Annotated in this window: 20 protein-coding genes, 1 tRNA gene and 1 pseudogene; 9 read left to right on the top strand and 13 right to left on the bottom strand. The window is 67.1% G+C overall.

Annotated elements, in window-relative coordinates:
• Together JZ791_RS13100 and JZ791_RS13095 are read right to left on the bottom strand one after the other, a co-directional pair.
• A pseudogene (locus JZ791_RS13100) lies at positions 1-202 on the bottom strand (trehalose-6-phosphate synthase); the annotation flags it as partial.
• Between the two features lie 96 nt (positions 203-298).
• Positions 299-466, bottom strand: coding sequence for a hypothetical protein (locus JZ791_RS13095; RefSeq protein WP_216894526.1), 168 nt, complete (start codon positions 464-466; stop codon positions 299-301).
• A gap of 157 nt (positions 467-623) precedes the next feature.
• Here JZ791_RS13095 and JZ791_RS13090 point away from each other — a divergent pair, with 157 nt between their 5' ends.
• The 3 genes from JZ791_RS13090 to JZ791_RS13080 all read left to right on the top strand — a co-directional run bounded on the left by JZ791_RS13090 (position 624) and on the right by JZ791_RS13080 (position 2,062).
• Complete coding sequence (locus tag JZ791_RS13090; protein ID WP_216894525.1) at positions 624-1,457, top strand: alpha/beta fold hydrolase; 834 nt, start codon at positions 624-626, stop codon at positions 1,455-1,457.
• A gap of 172 nt (positions 1,458-1,629) precedes the next feature.
• A complete protein-coding gene (locus tag JZ791_RS13085) occupies positions 1,630-1,872 on the top strand; it encodes an MbtH family protein (protein WP_025346909.1) in 243 nt (80 codons plus the stop codon).
• A 118-nt stretch (positions 1,873-1,990) separates the two neighbouring features.
• A tRNA-Thr gene (locus tag JZ791_RS13080) sits at positions 1,991-2,062 on the top strand.
• Between the two features lie 148 nt (positions 2,063-2,210).
• Here JZ791_RS13080 and JZ791_RS13075 read toward each other — a convergent pair.
• On the bottom strand, positions 2,211-2,681 hold the full coding sequence (locus JZ791_RS13075) for a DUF6941 family protein (RefSeq protein WP_216894524.1): 471 nt from the start codon (positions 2,679-2,681) through the stop codon (positions 2,211-2,213).
• A 328-nt stretch (positions 2,682-3,009) separates the two neighbouring features.
• Here JZ791_RS13075 and JZ791_RS13070 point away from each other — a divergent pair, with 328 nt between their 5' ends.
• Entirely contained in the window at positions 3,010-3,408 is a 399-nt protein-coding gene (locus JZ791_RS13070; protein WP_216894523.1) for a ribbon-helix-helix domain-containing protein, read from the top strand.
• 84 nt (positions 3,409-3,492) lie between these two features.
• Here JZ791_RS13070 and JZ791_RS13065 read toward each other — a convergent pair whose 3' ends face one another.
• From JZ791_RS13065 to JZ791_RS13040, 6 genes are all read right to left on the bottom strand, one after another.
• Positions 3,493-4,260 (bottom strand): anti-sigma factor, encoded by a 768-nt coding sequence (locus JZ791_RS13065; RefSeq protein ID WP_216894522.1) that lies wholly within the window; start codon positions 4,258-4,260, stop codon positions 3,493-3,495.
• Positions 4,253-4,915, bottom strand: coding sequence for an ECF RNA polymerase sigma factor SigK (sigK, locus tag JZ791_RS13060; protein ID WP_216894521.1), 663 nt, complete (start codon positions 4,913-4,915; stop codon positions 4,253-4,255). Before sigK ends, JZ791_RS13065 begins: the two co-directional genes overlap by 8 nt.
• Before the next feature lie 131 nt (positions 4,916-5,046).
• Complete coding sequence (locus JZ791_RS13055) at positions 5,047-5,856, bottom strand: DUF1295 domain-containing protein (protein WP_216894520.1); 810 nt, start codon at positions 5,854-5,856, stop codon at positions 5,047-5,049.
• Between the two features lie 40 nt (positions 5,857-5,896).
• Complete coding sequence (locus JZ791_RS13050; RefSeq protein ID WP_308162904.1) at positions 5,897-7,156, bottom strand: class I SAM-dependent methyltransferase; 1,260 nt, start codon at positions 7,154-7,156, stop codon at positions 5,897-5,899.
• Complete coding sequence (locus JZ791_RS13045) at positions 7,153-7,887, bottom strand: DUF1365 domain-containing protein (protein WP_216894518.1); 735 nt, start codon at positions 7,885-7,887, stop codon at positions 7,153-7,155. Before JZ791_RS13045 ends, JZ791_RS13050 begins: the two co-directional genes overlap by 4 nt.
• The gene (locus JZ791_RS13040; protein ID WP_216894517.1) at positions 7,884-9,197 is read right to left on the bottom strand and encodes an NAD(P)/FAD-dependent oxidoreductase; all 1,314 of its coding nucleotides are present in this window, start codon (positions 9,195-9,197) and stop codon (positions 7,884-7,886) included. The genes JZ791_RS13045 and JZ791_RS13040 overlap by 4 nt, the downstream gene beginning before the upstream one ends.
• A gap of 231 nt (positions 9,198-9,428) precedes the next feature.
• On the opposite strand from JZ791_RS13040, the gene JZ791_RS13035 reads away from it, so the two are divergent.
• Together JZ791_RS13035 and JZ791_RS13030 are read left to right on the top strand one after the other, a co-directional pair.
• Complete coding sequence (locus tag JZ791_RS13035; protein WP_216894516.1) at positions 9,429-9,653, top strand: cold-shock protein; 225 nt, start codon at positions 9,429-9,431, stop codon at positions 9,651-9,653.
• A 97-nt stretch (positions 9,654-9,750) separates the two neighbouring features.
• Positions 9,751-10,143 carry a LapA family protein gene (locus JZ791_RS13030; protein WP_216894515.1) on the top strand — a complete coding sequence of 131 codons (393 nt, stop codon included), beginning with the start codon at positions 9,751-9,753 and terminating at the stop codon, positions 10,141-10,143.
• Between the two features lie 6 nt (positions 10,144-10,149).
• Here JZ791_RS13030 and JZ791_RS13025 read toward each other — a convergent pair whose 3' ends face one another.
• Positions 10,150-10,770: a sigma-70 family RNA polymerase sigma factor gene (locus tag JZ791_RS13025; protein ID WP_216894514.1), complete on the bottom strand. Its 621-nt coding sequence runs from the start codon at positions 10,768-10,770 to the stop codon at positions 10,150-10,152.
• A gap of 208 nt (positions 10,771-10,978) precedes the next feature.
• Positions 10,979-11,998, bottom strand: coding sequence for a CHASE3 domain-containing protein (locus tag JZ791_RS13020; protein WP_216894513.1), 1,020 nt, complete (start codon positions 11,996-11,998; stop codon positions 10,979-10,981).
• Positions 11,999-12,389: 391 nt separating this feature from the next.
• On the opposite strand from JZ791_RS13020, the gene JZ791_RS13015 reads away from it, so the two are divergent.
• Positions 12,390-13,127, top strand: coding sequence for a response regulator transcription factor (locus tag JZ791_RS13015; protein WP_216894512.1), 738 nt, complete (start codon positions 12,390-12,392; stop codon positions 13,125-13,127).
• Positions 13,124-14,662, top strand: a complete 1,539-nt coding sequence (locus JZ791_RS13010; RefSeq protein ID WP_216894511.1) for a sensor histidine kinase — start codon at positions 13,124-13,126, stop codon at positions 14,660-14,662. The genes JZ791_RS13015 and JZ791_RS13010 overlap by 4 nt, the downstream gene beginning before the upstream one ends.
• A 5-nt stretch (positions 14,663-14,667) precedes the next feature.
• On the opposite strand, the gene JZ791_RS13005 is transcribed toward JZ791_RS13010, so the two are convergent.
• Complete coding sequence (locus JZ791_RS13005) at positions 14,668-15,093, bottom strand: HIT family protein (RefSeq protein ID WP_216894510.1); 426 nt, start codon at positions 15,091-15,093, stop codon at positions 14,668-14,670.
• 51 nt (positions 15,094-15,144) lie between these two features.
• Here JZ791_RS13005 and purD point away from each other — a divergent pair, with 51 nt between their 5' ends.
• Complete coding sequence (gene purD, locus JZ791_RS13000; protein WP_216894509.1) at positions 15,145-16,422, top strand: phosphoribosylamine--glycine ligase; 1,278 nt, start codon at positions 15,145-15,147, stop codon at positions 16,420-16,422.
• Positions 16,423-16,613: 191 nt separating this feature from the next.
• Here the strand turns inward: purD and JZ791_RS12995 are convergent, their stop codons facing one another.
• Positions 16,614-17,594: a M23 family metallopeptidase gene (locus tag JZ791_RS12995; protein ID WP_216894508.1), complete on the bottom strand. Its 981-nt coding sequence runs from the start codon at positions 17,592-17,594 to the stop codon at positions 16,614-16,616.
• Positions 17,595-17,643: the final 49 nt, after the last annotated feature.

Below are 17,643 nucleotides of genomic sequence, written 5' to 3'. Positions count from 1 at the left end.
GTACCGGTTCCAGGGCGGTGACCAGGCCGCCGGGACTGCGCTTCCAGCGGGTCGTGCCGTCGGGCAGGCGCTCCAAGTCCACGGGCAGCCGGTTGGCGACGACCACGAAACCCGACCCCGCACCGTGCTCGACGCGGTCTGGTCCGTTGGCCTCCACATCCGGTCGTAACTGATCTGACGGGGTTGCGCTCATCTGGTCCATCGCTGGGTACTCCGGTGTGCCGGGGGCGGGATCAAGCCCTGATGTAGTTGTGATGGTGGCGGAGCTACTCGCCCCGCCCGCATGGTGATGGCGAGGCTATTCGCCCCGTCCGCCGGGGCTGATGCCGAGCATCGACAGCAGCATCCGGCACTCGTCCGCATCCTCAGCGTAGGCGGCGACGACGCGCTGGGCTTGTCGTGCGGTCTCGTCGGCGAGCGGTTCCAGATCGTCGTCCGCGATGTCGTTCGCGCCCTTTGCCGGCATCATCGCTCCTCTCAGGTTTGGGGTGTTTATAGACAGCCATGGTATCCGGCCTTGCTATAGGTGCAGCGCGTCGCCGTCACCGCCCCTGAAACGCCGGCGATCGCTCGAGCTATACCGTGGGCAAGGAGTATGTCGTGACGGAAGGGGCTCCAGCATCATGCCGTTGGCCGCGGTGAACGGAATTTCGCTCAACTATCAGGTCAAAGGGGACAGAGCCAAGGGCACCGATATCAAGGGCGCCGCGCCGCTGGTCGTGCTGATCATGGGTACCGGCAGTCCGGGCCGGGTGTGGGAGCTGCATCAGGTTCCCGCGCTGGTCGCGGCCGGATATCGGGTCTGCACCTTCGACAACCGGGGTATCGCGCCGTCGTCGGAGGCCGCGGGCGGGATGACGATCGACGATCTGGTGGGTGACACCGCCGCGTTGATCGAACTCCTGGACGAGGGCCCGGCGCTGGTCGCGGGCACCTCGATGGGCGCGCGGGTGGCTCAGGAGCTCGCGCTGGCCCGTCCGGACCTGGTCCGCAAGGCGGTGTTCATGGCCGGGCACGGGCGGCTCGACCAGTTCCAGAAGACCCTGTCCATCGGTGAGCACGAGATGGACGCCGGCGGGGTGAACCTGCCGCCGAAGTACGAGGCGGCGCTGACCGCGGTGATGAACCTGTCCCCGGCCACGCTCGCCGACGCGAACGCCGCGCGGGACTGGCTGGACCTGTTCGAGTTCACTGGCGGGGCCGTCAGCCCGGGTGTACGCGCGCAGCGGGCCATGGACCACGATTTCGACCGGTTGCAGGCCTACCGCGGGATCAAGGTGCCGTGCCTGGCGATCGGATTCGCCGACGATCGGATGATCCCGCCGTACCTGTCCCGCGAGGTCGCGCAGATGATTCCGGACGCGCGGTACCAGGAAATCCCCGATACCGGGCATTTCGGTTATCTGGAACGTCCGGACGCGGTCAACAAGGTGCTGCTGGAGTTCTTTGCCGGATAAATGGGGCGGCCGCAGCAGGTAACCCTGACTCGGTAACGCCTGCCTTGCTAGGGTCGACTGTATGCATGGGGGTTCGCTCCGCATACCGGGCTAGCGCGGATCCGGACGCCCCAGGCGTTTCGTACCCATAGCGCGTTCCAAACACAGACAGCGCCACTATCAGTGAGGTGAGATGAGCACCAATCCCTTCGATGACGAGGACGGCCGCTTCTTCGTTTTGGTGAACGACGAGGAGCAGCACTCCCTGTGGCCGGCCTTCGCGGAGGTCCCGGCGGGTTGGCGGGTCGTGTTCGGCGAAGACAGCCGGGCCGCCTGCGTCGAGTACGTGGAGAAGAACTGGACCGACATGCGTCCCAAGAGCCTGCGCGATGCGATGGCCGCGGACGACGCGGCCCGTCAGGCCAGCCAGTCCTGATTCGGCGATCCGGCGGCCGCACGACCCACCCGGGCCGTGCGGCCACCGCGTTCACCCCTGTTGACCACAACTTTTCCCCCTGAGCCCATCACCCGGTTATGATGGCTCCGCTTTTCCCGCCTCCTTAGCTCAGTGGTAGAGCACCGCTCTTGTAAAGCGAAGGTCGTCAGTTCAATCCTGACAGGGGGCTCAAATAGGTTCTGTTTGCACCGGAGCTTGCTTTTGCAGGTGACACAACGGCATGGATGCCGCCAAGACTTCGCGGCTGTTTCGGCCGGGCGTGTCACGGCCATGACGGTCATGTGGCCTTGGTGAAGGTGGGCCCGCGGGCTGCGAGCTCATGCGGGCGCAGAGCCGATGCCCCTGACCTGAAGCACCTGGAACGCAACGGATCGGTGCTCGGTCTCCCCCAGGTCGGCCCTGAGCTCATACCCCCCGGAATGTCTGAACTGGACGCCTGCATTGATGGCGAGAACGCTTCGCAGATCGGAACCGATCTGCACTCCAGGAGGGCGACCAGCTTCTGCTTGGGCGTCCAAGCGAAAGACTTCATTGCCATCTGTGTCAGACAGACGCAGTACTAGTGGAAATCGGCGATTGGTCTCATTCCAGCCGATAAGGATGGAGACTCCGATGCCGAAGTTCACCAATGTAGGTACTCCGCTTGGATCTACGGCCTGCTGGACGGTCGTCCAGCCTGCGCCCTGTAAGTACAGCAGCCCGTTGAGGGCCTCTGCATGGTTGGCGACCGTCAAGTACTCAATTTGCGGCATGCGCGCCCCTCTCTTGATGGCGGTGGGTAGACTCATTGTATACTAACGTAAACAGAATGTAGACTAGGTCGGGCAGGGGGCACGTGTACATCAGCGAGTGGGAGTGGACCGACGAGATCGTTGAGCACATCGCCCGGCATGGCGTAAGCGTGAAGAACGTCTTGGACACCTGGTGCCTTAGTCCGAAGTTTCGTCGCAATAAGAAGGACCGAGGCGCGTCTCATCAGATGCTCGGACCTGATGCGGGTGGACGCTACTTTGCCGTTTTCATCAGGGAGGATGATGTTTACTGCGGCAGATGGCGTGTGATCACGGCACGGGTGGCTACAGCAGCAGAAGTGACATGGTGGAAACGGAGTTGACGATGTCAAAATTCGAAGATCTCGCCGGTGAGGTACTCGCACACAGTGAAGATGATGACGAGTGGGAGCAGGAGCCGGAGCCTATTGAAACGAAGCCCTCTGGCACCCAGGTGGTCTCGGCGCGTCTCCCGGCGCAACTGGCCGAGGAACTACTGACTGAAGCTGAGCGTAGAGGGATCAAGCCTTCCGAACTCATCCGAGACGCGCTGCAGCAGTATCTCCATCCGCGGTTCAACGTGATCGCGGGGGGCACGGCCTTCATAAATGTCTCCACAAGCCCGCTGCTCACTGTGAGGACTCGTGTAGATCAGTATCTTGCCGAGAACTCCAACCCGGTGGTTCAACAAGCCGAGGCTCTCGTGCCTCCCCTCGTCGCGGCATTGGGCTTCCCGCAGGACTGAATCGAGGAACAGCCGCCGGACAGGCACCTGGCCGTGGCACCTGCCGCGGGCCAGTAAATTCTGGCTCTGCCCTGTATCCGGACCTCAGGTGAGGGGCACTCCGACGATCGGCTGGGTGGTGGGGGCGGGGGAGCCGCCGGCCGGTTCGATGGTCATCGCGAGTTTGCTGGAGTTCCCGAATCGCACGAGTAGGGGTGCGTGGGTGGTCGGCAGCGTGGGCAGGACACCGGCGGAGCGGGGTTGGCCTGCCGGTGATATCAGCCACAGTTGGTAGGTGTGGTTCGCGGGGGGCGCGGGGACGGTGGCGAAAGAGATTGCCGCGGCGTTCAGTTGGTGGGACAGGCTGACGTTGATGGTGCCGCCGCCGGCGATCGGGAGGGCGTTTTCCCGGGTGTCGGCGTGGTCGATGACCTGTTGGGCGCTGATGCCGGTGGATTCGTGGGATCGGGTGCTGTAGACGATGGCGCCCGCGCCGGCGGCGATGACGACCACCGCCGCGGCGGCCGCCGCCATCCAGCGCAGGCGGGTGCGGGCCTTGTCCTGGATGTTCGTGGGGCCATGTTCGTCGGGCGTGTCGTCGGGGGCTGTCGGGGCACCCGCGCCGAGTTGGGCGTCGAGTGCGCGCTGTAGTTTCGCCTCGAGATCGGCGGGGGCGGGGACGGCGTCGACGATGGTGATGAGCGCCAGGGTTTCACGCAGGTCGCGGACCGTCGCGCGGAATGTCTCGGCGGTGGCCGGGTCGGTGGTGTCCAGCATGTGCTCGACGGCGCGGCGGTCCTGATCGGACAGGGCGTCCAGCGCGTAGGGGTGCGCGAAGTCGAGAAGGTCCTCGTGCGGGTGGATATCAGGCATCGGCCACCGATCCTGTCAGGCAATTCCGCAGTCGCTTGAGGCCGTCTCGGATGCGCGTCTTGACCGTGTTCAAGGGGATGCCGAGATGCTCGGCCACCTCGGCGTAGGTCCGCCCACCGTAATAGGCCAGCGCGACCGTTTCGCGCTGGGTGCCGGTGAGCGCATCGAGGCATTGGACGACCGCCTGCTCGTCCGCCCGCTGGTTCACCGCCTCGGCGACGATGTCGTGATCGCGGCCCAGCTGGCGGTGCCCGTAGGCGAGATCGCGTGTGGTGGCGGAGGATTCGAGCCGGACCCGGTCCACGGCCCGGCGATGGGTGAGCATCATGAGCCACCCGATCGGACTGGCCAGGCGCGAGTCGTACTGCGCCGCGGAATTCCAGACGTAGAGGTAGATCTCCTGGGTGATCTCCTCCGCGGCGGCGGCCCGCCGCAGAATACGCAGGGCCAACCCGAACACGCGATCGTGCGTCCCGCGATAGAACTGGGTGAACGACTCCCTGTCACCGCCCGCGATACCCCGTAGCAGCTCCGTGAGCCGCCGACCGACCTCCGGGTCCGGCTCGGCGCGATGTACCGGGCACGCATCCGGCTCGGCATCGCCCGCCCCGGCGTGGCCCTCCCCGGCCGAACGGCCATGGGGCTCATCCGCCATAGCGCTCTGTCTCCCTGTATCGGACGAGGACCCGGGCGCGACGACGCGTGCTCGGGACGGCCGGCGGCCGACGTGACGATCTTGTGCCTTCGCCGAGTCATGATATAGGGCCTTGCTGATAGTGATGTGCGTCAGGCCGTGCCCGGCGCGGGGGCCGGGCGCGGCGGGCGGGGAAAGAAGTAGGCCGTGCGCTGCTGATATTCGCGATAGCCGGGCCGATCGCGCATCGCCTGCTCGAGCAGCCGGGCGCCGGTCCCCCGGATCAGCAGATAGGACATGATCAGCGGCGCGAACACCGTCAGCACGCCCGCCCACCCGCTCACCGCGATCAGCCACAGGCCCCACCACACGCAGAAATCGCCGAAATAGTTCGGGTGTCGCGTCCATGCCCACAACCCTCGCTCCATGATGACGCCCCGATTGGCCGGATCGGCCTTGAAACGGGCGAGCTGCCGATCGCCTATGGCCTCGAACAACACGCCGGCCACCCAGGCGAGCACCCCCACCGCGACGGTGATCCGGCTCCAACCTCGGATCGGTCCTGCCGCGGCCGCCACCTGGATGGGCAGCGAGATGATCCACTGCGCCGCGCCCTGGGTGAGGAAGATGCGCACGATCACCACGCCGGGCGTGCGCCCGTAGCGGTCGAGCAACTCGGTATAGCGGGGGTCCTCGCCCTTGCCCGCGGTCCGGCGCCCGAGATACCGACTCAGCCGCAGTCCCCACACCGCGACCAGAACCAGCAGAATTATCCGCCGTCCGGGAGATCCGTCACCGAGCAGCGCCGCGATGATCGCGACGAGTACGAAACCCAGTCCCCACACGACATCGACGACGTTGTATCGGCCTATGCGACGCGCCACGGCGAACGTCCCGGCTTGCAGCGCGGCGAGCGCCACCGCTGCCCACAGCCAGATCTCCAGTTCCACATGCCAGTTCATCGGACGACCAGCAGGGCGGATTCGATATGGGCGGCGGCATTCATGGCTGCTCCTCGGGACGGTCGAGAACGATCTGCTGGACATCGAGGTATCCGGAGCGGAATCCCGCCTCGGAGTAGGCGAGGTAGAACTGCCACAGTCGCCGGAACGTGCCGTCGAACCCGAGCGCGGTCACCTCGGTCGCGCTGTTGTCGAAGCGTTCTCGCCACAGTCGCAGGGTGTGCGCGTAATGCTCGCCGAAGCAGTGGCGGCCGCGCACCCGTAGTCGGGTCCGGCGGGCGGTGCGTTCGATCGCCTCGGTGGAAGGCAGGAGACCGCCAGGGAAGATGTACTTCTGGATCCAGGTGTAGGTGTTGCGGCTGGCGAGCATGCGGTCGTGCGGCATCGTGATGGCCTGCAGCGCGACTCGTCCGCCCGGCGCCAGCCGGGCGTCCAGGCATTCGAAATACGCGGGCCAATACCGATATCCGACGGCTTCGATCATCTCGACCGAGACGATGGCGTCGTATTCGCCGCGCACATCGCGGTAGTCGCACAGCTCGATCCGTACCGAGTCCGCGAATCCCGCTGCCGCGACCCGGGTCCGGGCCAGTTCCAGCTGGCGGCCCGACAGTGTGACCGAACGCACTGCCGCGCCGCGCATCGCGGCGCGAACGCACAGTTCGCCCCAGCCGGTGCCGATCTCGAGCACCCGGCTCCCCGAACGCACACCGGCGGCATCGAGCAGGCGATCGATCTTCCGGCGCTGCGCGTCGGCCAGTACGTCCCAGGATGCCGCTTCCGGGTCCGCGAAGAGCGCGGCGGAGTAGGTCATGGTCTCGTCGAGAAACAGCCCGAACAGGTCGTTGGACAGGTCGTAATGGTGCTCGATGTTGGTGCGGGTGTTCGCTCGGTCGCCGAGTTCGGCGGCGGGTGCGGACGGCAGCAGTACACTCCGGAACCGTTGCAGCGCAGCGGGAATCAGCTGGCTGATATGGCCGGCCAGTACGGTCAGCACGGCCGCGGGGTCCGGAGAGGTCCACTCGCCCGCGGTATAGGACTCCCCGAAACCGATCAGCCCCTGCCCGCCGACCCGTGCGAAGAAGGCCACCGGATCGCGAATGATCATGCGCGGTAACAGTTCGGTGGCCGAACCCGCGCCGAGAACGTCGCCGTCCGGGAACTCCACTCGTAACGGCAACCCGTGTACCGCACGTCGGAACAGGGCCGCCGCCCCCTTGGCTCGCAGGCGCGCGTAGGGCCCGGTAGGTATACGGGGCAACAGATCTCCGCGGAGCGCCTCCGGGCAGATGCTGGTCACGAGACTGTCCTCCGATTCGTGGGGCGCGGTACGACGGGCAGGCCCCGCGCCCACAGCGCGATGCCGTGCCGGCGGATGCGAGCCGCCGTCAGCCAGGGGGAGAGCGGGGTGCGAAGGTGCGCGCGCAGGACCGTGCCAGTCGTCACCGGCATGCGGTCGCCGCGGACGGATGCGACGAAGGGCGGCTGCTCGTCGCGCAGCAGCGCGATACGCAGGGAGAGTGTCTCGGCGGGCTCGGGCGTCCACACCGCGTAGTGACCCTCGACCCGGTTGAACGGCGAGACGTAGAACTGCTTGTCGACCTCGGCCCGGCCGTGCTCGTCGGGGTTCAGCACATAGGCGTGCCGCTCGCCGTACGTGTTGTGCACCTCGGCGATCACGCACCGAAGCCGCTGATCAGGCCCGTAGCACCAGAACACGGTAAGCGGATCGAAGACATAGCCCAGTGCGCGGGCGCCCATGAGCGCGGTGACCCGCCCGCCCGCGCAATCGATGCCGTGATCGGCGAGCACGTCGTCGACTCGGGTGCGCAGATCCGTACCCGGGCCTTCGAGATGGTCCTCGGCCCGGAAATATCCGAAGGGACGCATCGGGATCGGCAGGCGCGGCGGGCAGTCCAGATCGAAAAACCAGCTGTATCCGCGATATTCGAACTCGTGCCGCACGGGTGCGTTGCGTACATGGTGTATTCGCGTGAAGTACAGGTGCGGTGGCGCGGCGGTCGTATTCATCGCGCGTCCGCCCGTTCTCGTTCGTGCCCCGTGGGCAGCGGCCAGTGACCGCCGATGCGCTCGGCGGCCCGCAGTCCCGATCGCGCACCGTCCTCGTGGAAACCCCAGCCGTGATACGCCCCGGCGAAGGCCAGGCGATCGGTGTCCAGTTCGGGTAGCCGAGCTTGTGCGGCAACGGATTCGGGCGTGTAGATCGGATGTTCGTAGGTCATCTCCGCGATCACCCGTGCCGGGTCGACCAGCCGCGCACCGCCGAGTGTGACCAGGAACCTGCGGTCGGCGACATGGTCCAGGCCCATCAGGCGGGTGAGGTCGTAGGTGACCACCACGCCCGCGGCATTCTCGCCACCCGTCGGCGTCAGATAGTTCCACGACGCGCGCGCTCGCCGCGACCTGGGCAGCACCGATTCGTCGGTGTGCAACTGCGCGTGATTCACCGAGTACGGCATCGCGTTCAGCACCGAACCGGTCAGCGGGTCCGGTGCGTCCAGCAGCGCCAGGGCCTGCCGCGGGTGGGTGGCGATGACCGCCGCGTCGAAACGACGCACCCCCGCCGATTCGGTGACCAGCACGCAGTCGCGCTGCTGTCGCACAGTCAGAACAGTTGTGCCGGTGCGAATCTCGTCGATACCTTCGGCGATCTTGTCCACATATCGCACGGATCCGCCGACCACCGTGCGCCACGCCGGGGAGCCGAAGACCGACAACATCCCGTGGTGGTCGAGAAAGCGCAGCAGATACTGCGCCGGATACCGTCCGCACAGCCGGGGATCGCACGACCACACCGCGGCCACCAGCGGGGTCATGAAATGTTCGGTGAAGTAGTCGCTGAACCTGTGCCGCCGGAGAAAATCCTCGAGCGTCATCTCGGAGTCGTTCTGTCGCAACAGCTCTTGTGCGATCCGATGGAAACGCGTCACCTCGGCCAGCATGCGCAGGTAGCGGGGCCTGGCCAGCATGCGGATGCTCGGGAACAGCCCCGGAAGTCCTTTGGCCCCCGCGTATTCCAGCCCGCTGGCATCGGCGCGCACCGACATCGACATATCGGTCTCCCGGGTCTGCACCCCAAGTTCCTCGAACAGCCGCAGCAGGGTCGGATACGTGCGGTCGTTGTGCACGATGAATCCGGAGTCCACCCACACCCGCTGTCCGGGTGCGACCTGCACCTCGTGCGTGTGCGCGTGCCCGCCGAGCCGCGAGTCCTTCTCGTACAAAGTCACCCGATCGTGCCGGGTGAGCACATGGGCGGCCGTGAGACCGGCAACTCCGCTCCCGATCACCGCGACGTCGCGGCCGCCTGACTCAGGCATCGAACTCTCGCATGTCAGGATTTCGCCATGCTGCCCGCCGCAGTTTGGTCGATCGGCGAGATTTCCGCGCGCAGGGTTCGTCCGGCGATTTTCGCCCGGTCCGCCAAACCGGATCCGAGAGCTGTGCGAAGGACAGTTGGGGCCGCGCCGCCCCGCCGCAAGATGCCACCGACCGGGGCGAATGCTGCCCCGGTCGGCGGCTCGTACCCGGCGCAGGCAAGGAGAGACAACATGACGGCACTTACCCGTGGCACCGTGAAATGGTTCAACGACGATCGGAACTTCGGGTTCATCGCGCCCGACGACGGCGGGCCCGATGTCCTGCTCGAGCGCGCGGACGTTCTTGTCGACAACGGTTGTGCGGAACTGAAAGAAGGGCAACCGGTCGTTTTCGACACCAGGGTCGGGTCGAAGGGACCGCAGGCTCGGCGAGTTCGCCTGTGTCGCGGGGCATGACGATTACCGGATCACCGAGTGGGTAGCCACTTCCTGACGGGCGTAGCTCGGTTATCCCCTCCGACCAGGCTTTCCCTGCTATCTGGAGTTGAGTGTGATGAATGAGAAGCCGGATTCCACCGCCCCCGCCGCGGAACCGACCACCGAGACCGAGCCACTCACGGATGCCGAACCCCATGAGCCCCATGCCATCGAACCTTCGGCGCCGGCCGATGTAGCGCCGGAGCCCGTACCCGCACCGCGGATACGCCGCACGTTGGTATCCACCGCGTGGGCGGCCCTCAGCGGCGGAGCGTTGATCCTGATCCTGATTCTGGTCTTCGTGCTCGAGAACCTCACCCCGGGGAAGTTCACTTTCCTGGGCGCCCACTTCACCCTGCCGCTCGGTGTGGCCGTCCTGCTCGCGGCGATCGTGGGAATGCTGGTCATGGCGGTTATCGGCACCGCCCGGATTCTGCAGGTCCGTCGTGCGATGACGCGGCCGAAGTGATTCGCCTCATCGCACATCACCGCGGTCCAGGCCTATCGCCAGCCGCTTGAGCCCGTCCCGGATCCGGGATTTCACGGTCGCGACCGGTGTCCCCAGGCGCTCGGCGACCTGGGGATAGGTGAGTCCGCCGTAATACGCCAGGACGATGGTGTCGCGTTGCAGTGGGGTCAGTGCGTTCAGGCAGCGCAGTACGGCCTGCTCCTCGAAGCGCTGCTCGACCGCTTCGAAGACCGAATCGTGGTCACGGCCCAGATGGAGTTGACCGTAGACCGATTCGCGACCGGCCGCGGCCTGCTCGGAGCGGATACGGTCGACAACGCGCCGATGGGTCAGCATCATAAGCCAACCCATCGGTGTGCACAGTCGCTCGTCGTAGCGTCTCGCATGTGACCAGACCTGGATGTACACCTCCTGGGTGATTTCCTCGGCGGTCGCGCGGTTGCGCATCATCCGCACGGCCAGCCCGAAAACCCGCTGGCTGGTCTGCCGATACACCATCGTGAAGGCGTCCCGATCGCCCTCGCCGACCGCGGCGAGCAGGCCGGCGAGACGGTGTCTGACCTCGTCGAGCCCGGGTTCCGCGACATCGAGTACCCCGGCCGCACTGGCTACGTTCATCAAGATCATCTCCGAACCTGTTCGCGACGAACGTGATTCACGCCCCTTGGCCGAGAGACCTCGGCCTGGGATCGCTACGGATATTCATCCGATCCGGCGAACACAGGCAGGAGTTCGGGTTGCGCCCGCGCCGGGTTTGGCCGCACCGGAGATTTCCTGCCGGCGCGTTCCATGTAGGCAAGTCCGATGGCGGGCAGTGCTGGTTACCAGGCCGAAGTCATTCGGTTGTGGCCGAAAGATCGCGTTCCACGGTGGCCTCGTCGGTGTGCCGCAGGTCGTAGATGGCCTCGCGCAGGTCGGCGATGATGGCGTCGGTCTCGGCGATCAGCGGTTCCAGCGTCGGTCTCAGGGCGGGATGCCGGTTGGTGGCCGAGGTGAGCGACAGACCCAGTGCGAACACCCGGGTGATCGTGCGGTCGTTCAGATCGGCCGCCAACCGAGCCTGCTCGTCGTACCGGCTGAATGCGCGCTCGACCGCCACCCGGGCGTCGATGCTCGCCAGGATGCTGCCGCGCATGTGGTTGACGGCATCGGCGATCGTGGCGATCTCCACCGGCCCGTTGCGCTCGATCTCGACCGTGTAGTCCCCCGCCGATACCGCGCCGAGCTGACCGAGCAGACGGGTGACGGGCCTGCTCAGCAGCCTCGGCAGCGTTGTGAAGACCGATATCGAGACCAGCAGCGCGAGCAGCACCGAGACATAGGCCGCGGCACTGGCCAGTCGCTGTGCGGCGGCCGCCCGGTGAATCTCGTTCGCGACCAGCGTATTCGTTCGAGCCTGTAGCTCGGCGGTTCGATCGCGAAGCGTATCGAAGAGCTGTTTGCCGGTGAGCGCCATGGCCTCGATCTGCCCGTCGGGCACCGGACCGGCCTTTCGCGCGGCGATCTCCGGGTCGGCCGCCATGGTTTCCCAGGTATGCGCGGCGGCCAGTACAGCGCTCAACTCGCTCATCGCCTGTGCGTCGTCTGCGAGAACCTGTCGCAATCGAGTCGCCGCTCGCGCTGCCAGGTCGCCCCCGTCGGTGTAGGGCTGGAGGAACACCGCATCACCGGTCAGCAGGAATCCGCGTTGTCCGGTCTCCTGATCCACATACGCTCGCAGGATCGCCGAAGCGGAACGCTGTGCCACGAAAACCCGGTTGTTCAGATCGTTCACCGATCGCCCGGCTGTCACCCGGCCGATGGCGCCCAACACGGTCGATATGCCGAACAGCAGCACGATCACGACGATCGTCACCGAAAATACGCGACGTACCGATACCCGTTCCAGCAAATCCCGTCACCCCCATAGCGGTAGGAACCGAGCGACATCCGCAGTGCGTCAAGGACGATGGTCGGTCTTCCCGATTGTCCACCACGTCGCGCCAGTACCGGTGGCAAGCCACCTTGACCGGCGTTCGCGCGGCGACGGTCTCCTCGGTGATGTCAACGGTCGCAGACAACGTTTGCAGTGACCTGCCTCATGTGTCGAGGGTCACAGCGATGCGCGAGGAAGGGCTCGACGCCGGTCGCGGGCAGCGTCATCTGCGCCGTTCGGGGCGAGTTCTCATGAAAAGTGTAGACCGTTCGCAGGAAACTCCCAGTCGACGTTCAGCGACTTTGGCGTTGGGCGAGGCACTATGTCCTCCATGAACGGTGTGCCAGCGGATCGGACGCCCGAGGCCAGGATTCTGGTCGTCGACGATGAGCCCATGATCGTCGAGCTGCTGTCTGTGAGCCTGCGATATCAGGGGTTCGAGGTCGCGGCTGCCGGTAACGGGGCCGAGGGCCTGGACAAGGCCAAGACCTTCCGGCCGGACGCGTTGATCGTCGATGTGATGATGCCCGGTATGGACGGGTTCGGGTTGCTACGGCGGCTGCGCGCCGACGGTATCGAGGCGCCCGTCCTGTTTCTCACCGCTCGCGACGAGGTCGAGGACAAGGTCACCGGCCTGACCCTGGGCGCCGACGACTACGTCACCAAACCCTTCAGCCTGGAGGAGGTGGTGGCGCGACTGCGGGTCATCCTGCGTCGCTCCGGTCACGCGGTCGAGGAGCGCAAATCCTCGCGAATCCGGTTCGAGGACATCGAGCTCGATGACGACACACACGAGGTGTGGAAGGCGGGTGAGCCGGTATCGCTGTCCCCGACCGAGTTCACGCTGCTGCGGTACTTCATGGTCAACGCGGGCACGGTGCTGAGCAAGCCGCGCATCCTGGACCACGTGTGGCGTTACGACTTCGGCGGTGAGGTCGGCGTGGTGGAGACCTATGTCTCCTACCTGCGCAAGAAGGTGGACACGGGACCGGACCGGCTGATCCACACGCTGCGCGGCGTCGGCTATGTGATGCGAGCCCCGAGCCGCAGCAAGTCCACCGCCAAATGAGCATTGGGCAGCTCGACGAGGATTCCGCCACGGCGGCTGCCGAAGATCCCGCGCTCGACGCGGTCATGGACCTGCCCGCGCCGCAACGCAGGCGACTGCGGACGGCGCGGCGGGTGATATCGCATCGGCTGGCCTCGGTGCCGTTGCGGATCACGCTGGTGCTGGCGCTGGTGGTGCTGACCGCCTTCGGGATGCTGGTGTCCGGGGTCGCGGTGACCTCGTCGATGCACCGGATCCTGATCGACCGGGTGGACCGCCAGATCTCCGATGCCATCGGAGGTTTCGCCAATCCCAGTTCGCCGCCGCCGACGCGGTTGCCGAACCGGCCCGGGATGGAGCGCCCGCCGTCGCTTTTCTACGTGCACGTGCAGAATCCGAACGGTTCGGTCCGAGTTCTGTTCGGCTCGAACTCGGGTGCGCCCGAAATCCCGGCCGGCCTCGATCGTCATCCGAGAACCGTTGGTTCGGTGGGTAATTCGCGCGAGAAGTGGCGTGCCGCGCGGGTCACCAACGCCAACGGCACCAGCGTGGTCGCGTTGCGGCTGGACGAGACCGACAACATCGTCGACCGAATGATCGGCCTGGAGATCGTGGTCGGCGCGATCGTGCTGGCCGCGTTGGCGATCATCGCGCAGATCGTGATCCGGCGCAGCCTGCGGCCGCTGCGTGAGGTGGAGAAGACCGCGTCGGCGATCGCGGGCGGCGATCTGCATCGGCGAGTTCCGGTGCGCGGCACCAATACCGAGGTGGATCTGCTGTCACAGTCGCTGAACGGGATGCTCTCGCAGATCCAGCAGGCGTTCGCGGCCACCGAGGCCTCGGAGGAGGCAGCGCGGCGCTCGGAGGCGAAGATGCGGCGCTTCATCGCCGACGCCAGCCACGAGTTGCGCACCCCGCTCACCACGATCAAGGGGTTCGCCGAGCTGTATCGGCAAGGGGCGTTGGCGGATCCGGAGATGTTCTCCAGCCGGATCGAACGCGAGGCGAACCGGATGAGCCTGCTGGTGGAGGATCTGCTGATGCTCGCGCGCCTGGACGCGCAGCGCCCGCTGGACCGCCGCGCGGTGGATCTGCTGTCGCTGGCCAGCGATGCGGTGCACAACGCCCGCGCCGTCGACGCCGGGCGCCGCCCGGAGGGGCCGCCGCGCCCGGTCGATATCGAAATCAGTTCGGGCACAGGAACGCTGGAGATCTCCGGCGACGAGGCACGGCTGCGTCAGATACTGGCCAACCTGCTCAACAACGCACTGATCCATACCCCGCCCGACGCCGCGGTCACCGTGCGCCTGACGCCCGCCGACGACGAGGTGCTGATCGAGGTCGCCGATACCGGCCAGGGCCTGCCGCCCGATCAGGCCGAGCGCATCTTCGAACGCTTCTACCGCACCGACGCCTCACGCAGCCGCGACAGCGGCGGCACCGGCCTCGGCCTGTCCATCGTGCAGGCACTGGTCTCGGCGCATGGCGGGCGTGTCACGGTCACCAGCACCGTGGGCGAGGGCACGACGTTCGCCGTGCACCTGCCCCGGGCCTGACCGTTCTACTCCGGAACGTTGGCGGTGTAACCCAGATCGCGCAGCGCCTGCTTGATCTTGGCCTGCGCCTCGTCGAGGGATTCCTTGCTGGGCTCCGGATCCGCGCCGGAGATGTTGAAATCGCCGAGTTCGAAGGCGGGGAACACGTGCAGATGAAGGTGCGGCACCTCGAGTCCGGCGATCAGCAGGCCCGCGCGGGGCGCGTCCCAGGCCGCGCGCACCGCCTGGCCGATCTTCTGCGCCACGGCGTTGATCCGCGCGAACGCCTCGGGGGGAAGATCCTGCCACTGGTCGATCTCCTGGCGCGGGACCACCAGCGTATGGCCCTGGGTGATCGGATTGATCGTGAGGAAGGCGACGAATTCGTCGTCCTCCCAGACGAAGCGTCCCGGGAGCTGTCCGGCAATGATCGCGCTGAAAACGGAAGCCATGAGGGGGACATTACGCGGAGGCGAAATTCCGCGTCACCTAAGCTGAGCACCGTGCGCGTACTCGTCATCGGTTCCGGAGCCCGTGAACACGCCCTGGTAGTGGCCCTGCGTCGTGATCCCGCGGTGCGTGCCGTCTGTGCCGCGCCCGGCAACCCCGGGATAGCGCAGCAGGCAGACGTGCGGCCGGTCGATCCGACCAGCGCCGAGTCGGTGGTGGCGCTGGCCACCGAATTCAAGGCCGATCTGGTGGTGATCGGGCCCGAGGTGCCGCTGGTGCTCGGCATCGCCGACGCGGTGCGCTCGGCCGGGATCGCCTGCTTCGGCCCGTCGGCCGCGGCGGCCCGGATCGAGGGGTCCAAGGCGTTCGCCAAGGATGTGATGGGCGCGGCCGGGGTGTGTACCGCGCGCAGTGAGATCGTGGACCACCCCGGTGAGCTCGACGCCGCGCTGGACCGGTTCGGCCCGACCTGGGTGGTCAAGGACGACGGCCTGGCCGCGGGCAAGGGCGTGGTCGTGACGGCCGATCGCTCCGCCGCCCGTGACCACGGCGCCGAACTGCTCGAGCAGGGCCATCCGGTCCTGCTCGAATCGTTCCTGGACGGACCGGAGGTATCGCTGTTCTGCCTGGTCGACGGCGAGACCGTGGTGCCGCTGCTGCCCGCTCAGGACCACAAGCGGATCGGCGACGGCGATACCGGGCCGAATACCGGCGGCATGGGCGCGTACACGCCGCTGCCCTGGCTGCCCGCCGAGTCGGTCGCCGAGATCGTCGACACGGTTGTGAAACCCGTTGCGGCGGAGATGGCTCAGCGCGATGTACCGTTCTCCGGCCTGCTGTACGCCGGATTGGCGATGGGGCAGGCCGGGCCCGCGGTGGTCGAATTCAACTGCCGCTTCGGCGATCCCGAGACCCAGGCCGTGCTGGCTCTGCTGGACAGCCCGCTCGGCGCGCTGCTGCACGCCACCGCCACCGGAACCCTCGCCCGGGCCGAGGCGCCCCGCTGGAAGGACGGCGCCGCGATCACCGTGGTGCTGTCCGCGGAGAACTATCCGGGCCGCCCGCGTACCGGCGACGTGATCACCGGCGCCGACACCGTCGAGCCGGATACCGAAGTGCTGCACGGCGGGACGGCTCAGCGCGCCGACGGCGCCCTGATCTCCGCGGGGGGCCGCGTGCTGAACGTCGTCGCCACCGGCGCCGACCTGTCCGAGGCCCGCGCCCGCGCCTACGCCCGCATCGCCGGCATCAAACTCCCCGGCGGCCACTACCGCACCGACATCGGCCTGGCCGCCGCCGAGGCCCGCATCTCCCTGCCCGCGCGCGTTTGAGTACTGCGACATCACTCGTCATCCCCTGCGACATCACTCGTCATCCGTGTGGCGTCTTCGCAATCCCGTGGCGTCACTCGTCATCCCGGCACGTTTTGGCCGGGATCCAACTGTGCCGATGCGTCGGTTCCGGCCAAAAGCGTGCCGGAATGGCGGGAGTGACGTCGCGGTACCAGTAACGCGCGGCGGCGTCAGCCGACCTGGATGCCGTGCATGGCCAGCCAGGGCTGTGGGTCGACGTGCTGGCCGTTGACCAGGATTTCGAAGTGCAGGTGGGGGCCGCTGGAGTCGCCGCGGTTGCCGATGCGGGCGATCTGCCGGCCCGCCCGGACGCGTTCGCCCGGGGAGACCGAGAAGTCGTACATGTGGCCGTAGACGGAGATGGTGCCGTCGTCGTGGCGGATGCGCACCCAGAGACCGAAACCCTGCGCGGGGCCCGCATCGATCACGGTGCCGGCGGCGACGGCGTAGATCGGTGAGCCGATCGGCGCGGCGATGTCGATGCCGTAATGAAAAGTGCCCCAGCGGGGTCCGTAGCCGGAGGTGAGTACGCCGCGGGCGGGGAGCGCGTAACCGCCGATGGCGGCCTCGATTCCACCGGGCAGGGAGGTGAGGATGCCGTCGAGCAACGGGGAGGGTTGTCCGGCGACCGCGGCGGCGGCCTCGGCCTTGGCGCGGTCCAGGTTGGCCTGGGAGGCGCCGTCCACGACCTGCTGCTCGCGCAGGCGCTCGCCGTTGTCGATGGCGGCCAGATCCCGAGTGCTGTCCGCCGGCTCGGCCTGTACCTGAAGGGGATAGGGGATTGGAATCCTTTGCGCCACACCCGGAGCCGGGGTGCTGTCGACCGGATACGGCGGGACGGCGTCGGCCGAGGCCAGCAGCGCCAGCGCCGCCAAGCCCGCGAGCGCCACCCGGTGTTCGACCACCCACGCGCGGCCCCGCAGCCAGCCGTCGCGCAGCCGTCGCCCGCGCAGCTCATCTCGCCAGTCGCGACGACGATGCCCCAACCGGTCCGGCTCCGGGACGGTCTGCCGTATCGAGCGTCGAATCCGCTGCCAGCCGTCGCTTATCCGCCCTACGCCGGCTGTCTGCCCGCGCCACCCAGTCCGCTCCGGCCGGATCGTCGTCCGGTTGCCCGGCGATCTCGAGGGGTGGCGTGCCTGGTCGGGCATGGGGCCGACGATAACAGGGACGGTTGACCGGATAACGGCCGAATCGCGG

Origin of the sequence: Nocardia alni, from assembly GCF_019038435.1 — a bacterium.
GTDB lineage: Bacteria > Actinomycetota > Actinomycetes > Mycobacteriales > Mycobacteriaceae > Nocardia > Nocardia alni.
The sequence above is the reverse complement of the archived record's forward strand: the minus strand, read 5'-3'. Positions and strand labels throughout refer to the sequence as shown.

What these genes read in the sequence shown, in the direction of transcription:
- JZ791_RS13090 (WP_216894525.1), top strand. Translation starts at nt 624, where the DNA reads ATGCCGTTGGCCGCGGTGAACGGAATTTCGCTCAACTATCAGGTCAAA.
- JZ791_RS13005 (WP_216894510.1), bottom strand. Translation starts at nt 15,093, where the DNA reads ATGGCTTCCGTTTTCAGCGCGATCATTGCCGGACAGCTCCCGGGACGC.
- JZ791_RS13040 (WP_216894517.1), bottom strand. Translation starts at nt 9,197, where the DNA reads ATGCCTGAGTCAGGCGGCCGCGACGTCGCGGTGATCGGGAGCGGAGTT.
- JZ791_RS13025 (WP_216894514.1), bottom strand. Translation starts at nt 10,770, where the DNA reads ATGATCTTGATGAACGTAGCCAGTGCGGCCGGGGTACTCGATGTCGCG.
- JZ791_RS13010 (WP_216894511.1), top strand. Translation starts at nt 13,124, where the DNA reads ATGAGCATTGGGCAGCTCGACGAGGATTCCGCCACGGCGGCTGCCGAA.
- JZ791_RS13070 (WP_216894523.1), top strand. Translation starts at nt 3,010, where the DNA reads ATGTCAAAATTCGAAGATCTCGCCGGTGAGGTACTCGCACACAGTGAA.
- JZ791_RS13095 (WP_216894526.1), bottom strand. Translation starts at nt 466, where the DNA reads ATGCCGGCAAAGGGCGCGAACGACATCGCGGACGACGATCTGGAACCG.
- JZ791_RS13055 (WP_216894520.1), bottom strand. Translation starts at nt 5,856, where the DNA reads ATGAACTGGCATGTGGAACTGGAGATCTGGCTGTGGGCAGCGGTGGCG.
- JZ791_RS13065 (WP_216894522.1), bottom strand. Translation starts at nt 4,260, where the DNA reads ATGCCTGATATCCACCCGCACGAGGACCTTCTCGACTTCGCGCACCCC.
- JZ791_RS13075 (WP_216894524.1), bottom strand. Translation starts at nt 2,681, where the DNA reads ATGAGTCTACCCACCGCCATCAAGAGAGGGGCGCGCATGCCGCAAATT.
- sigK (WP_216894521.1), bottom strand. Translation starts at nt 4,915, where the DNA reads ATGGCGGATGAGCCCCATGGCCGTTCGGCCGGGGAGGGCCACGCCGGG.
- JZ791_RS13035 (WP_216894516.1), top strand. Translation starts at nt 9,429, where the DNA reads ATGACGGCACTTACCCGTGGCACCGTGAAATGGTTCAACGACGATCGG.
- JZ791_RS13085 (WP_025346909.1), top strand. Translation starts at nt 1,630, where the DNA reads ATGAGCACCAATCCCTTCGATGACGAGGACGGCCGCTTCTTCGTTTTG.
- JZ791_RS13015 (WP_216894512.1), top strand. Translation starts at nt 12,390, where the DNA reads ATGAACGGTGTGCCAGCGGATCGGACGCCCGAGGCCAGGATTCTGGTC.
- JZ791_RS13030 (WP_216894515.1), top strand. Translation starts at nt 9,751, where the DNA reads ATGAATGAGAAGCCGGATTCCACCGCCCCCGCCGCGGAACCGACCACC.
- JZ791_RS13045 (WP_216894518.1), bottom strand. Translation starts at nt 7,887, where the DNA reads ATGAATACGACCGCCGCGCCACCGCACCTGTACTTCACGCGAATACAC.
- JZ791_RS12995 (WP_216894508.1), bottom strand. Translation starts at nt 17,594, where the DNA reads ATGCCCGACCAGGCACGCCACCCCTCGAGATCGCCGGGCAACCGGACG.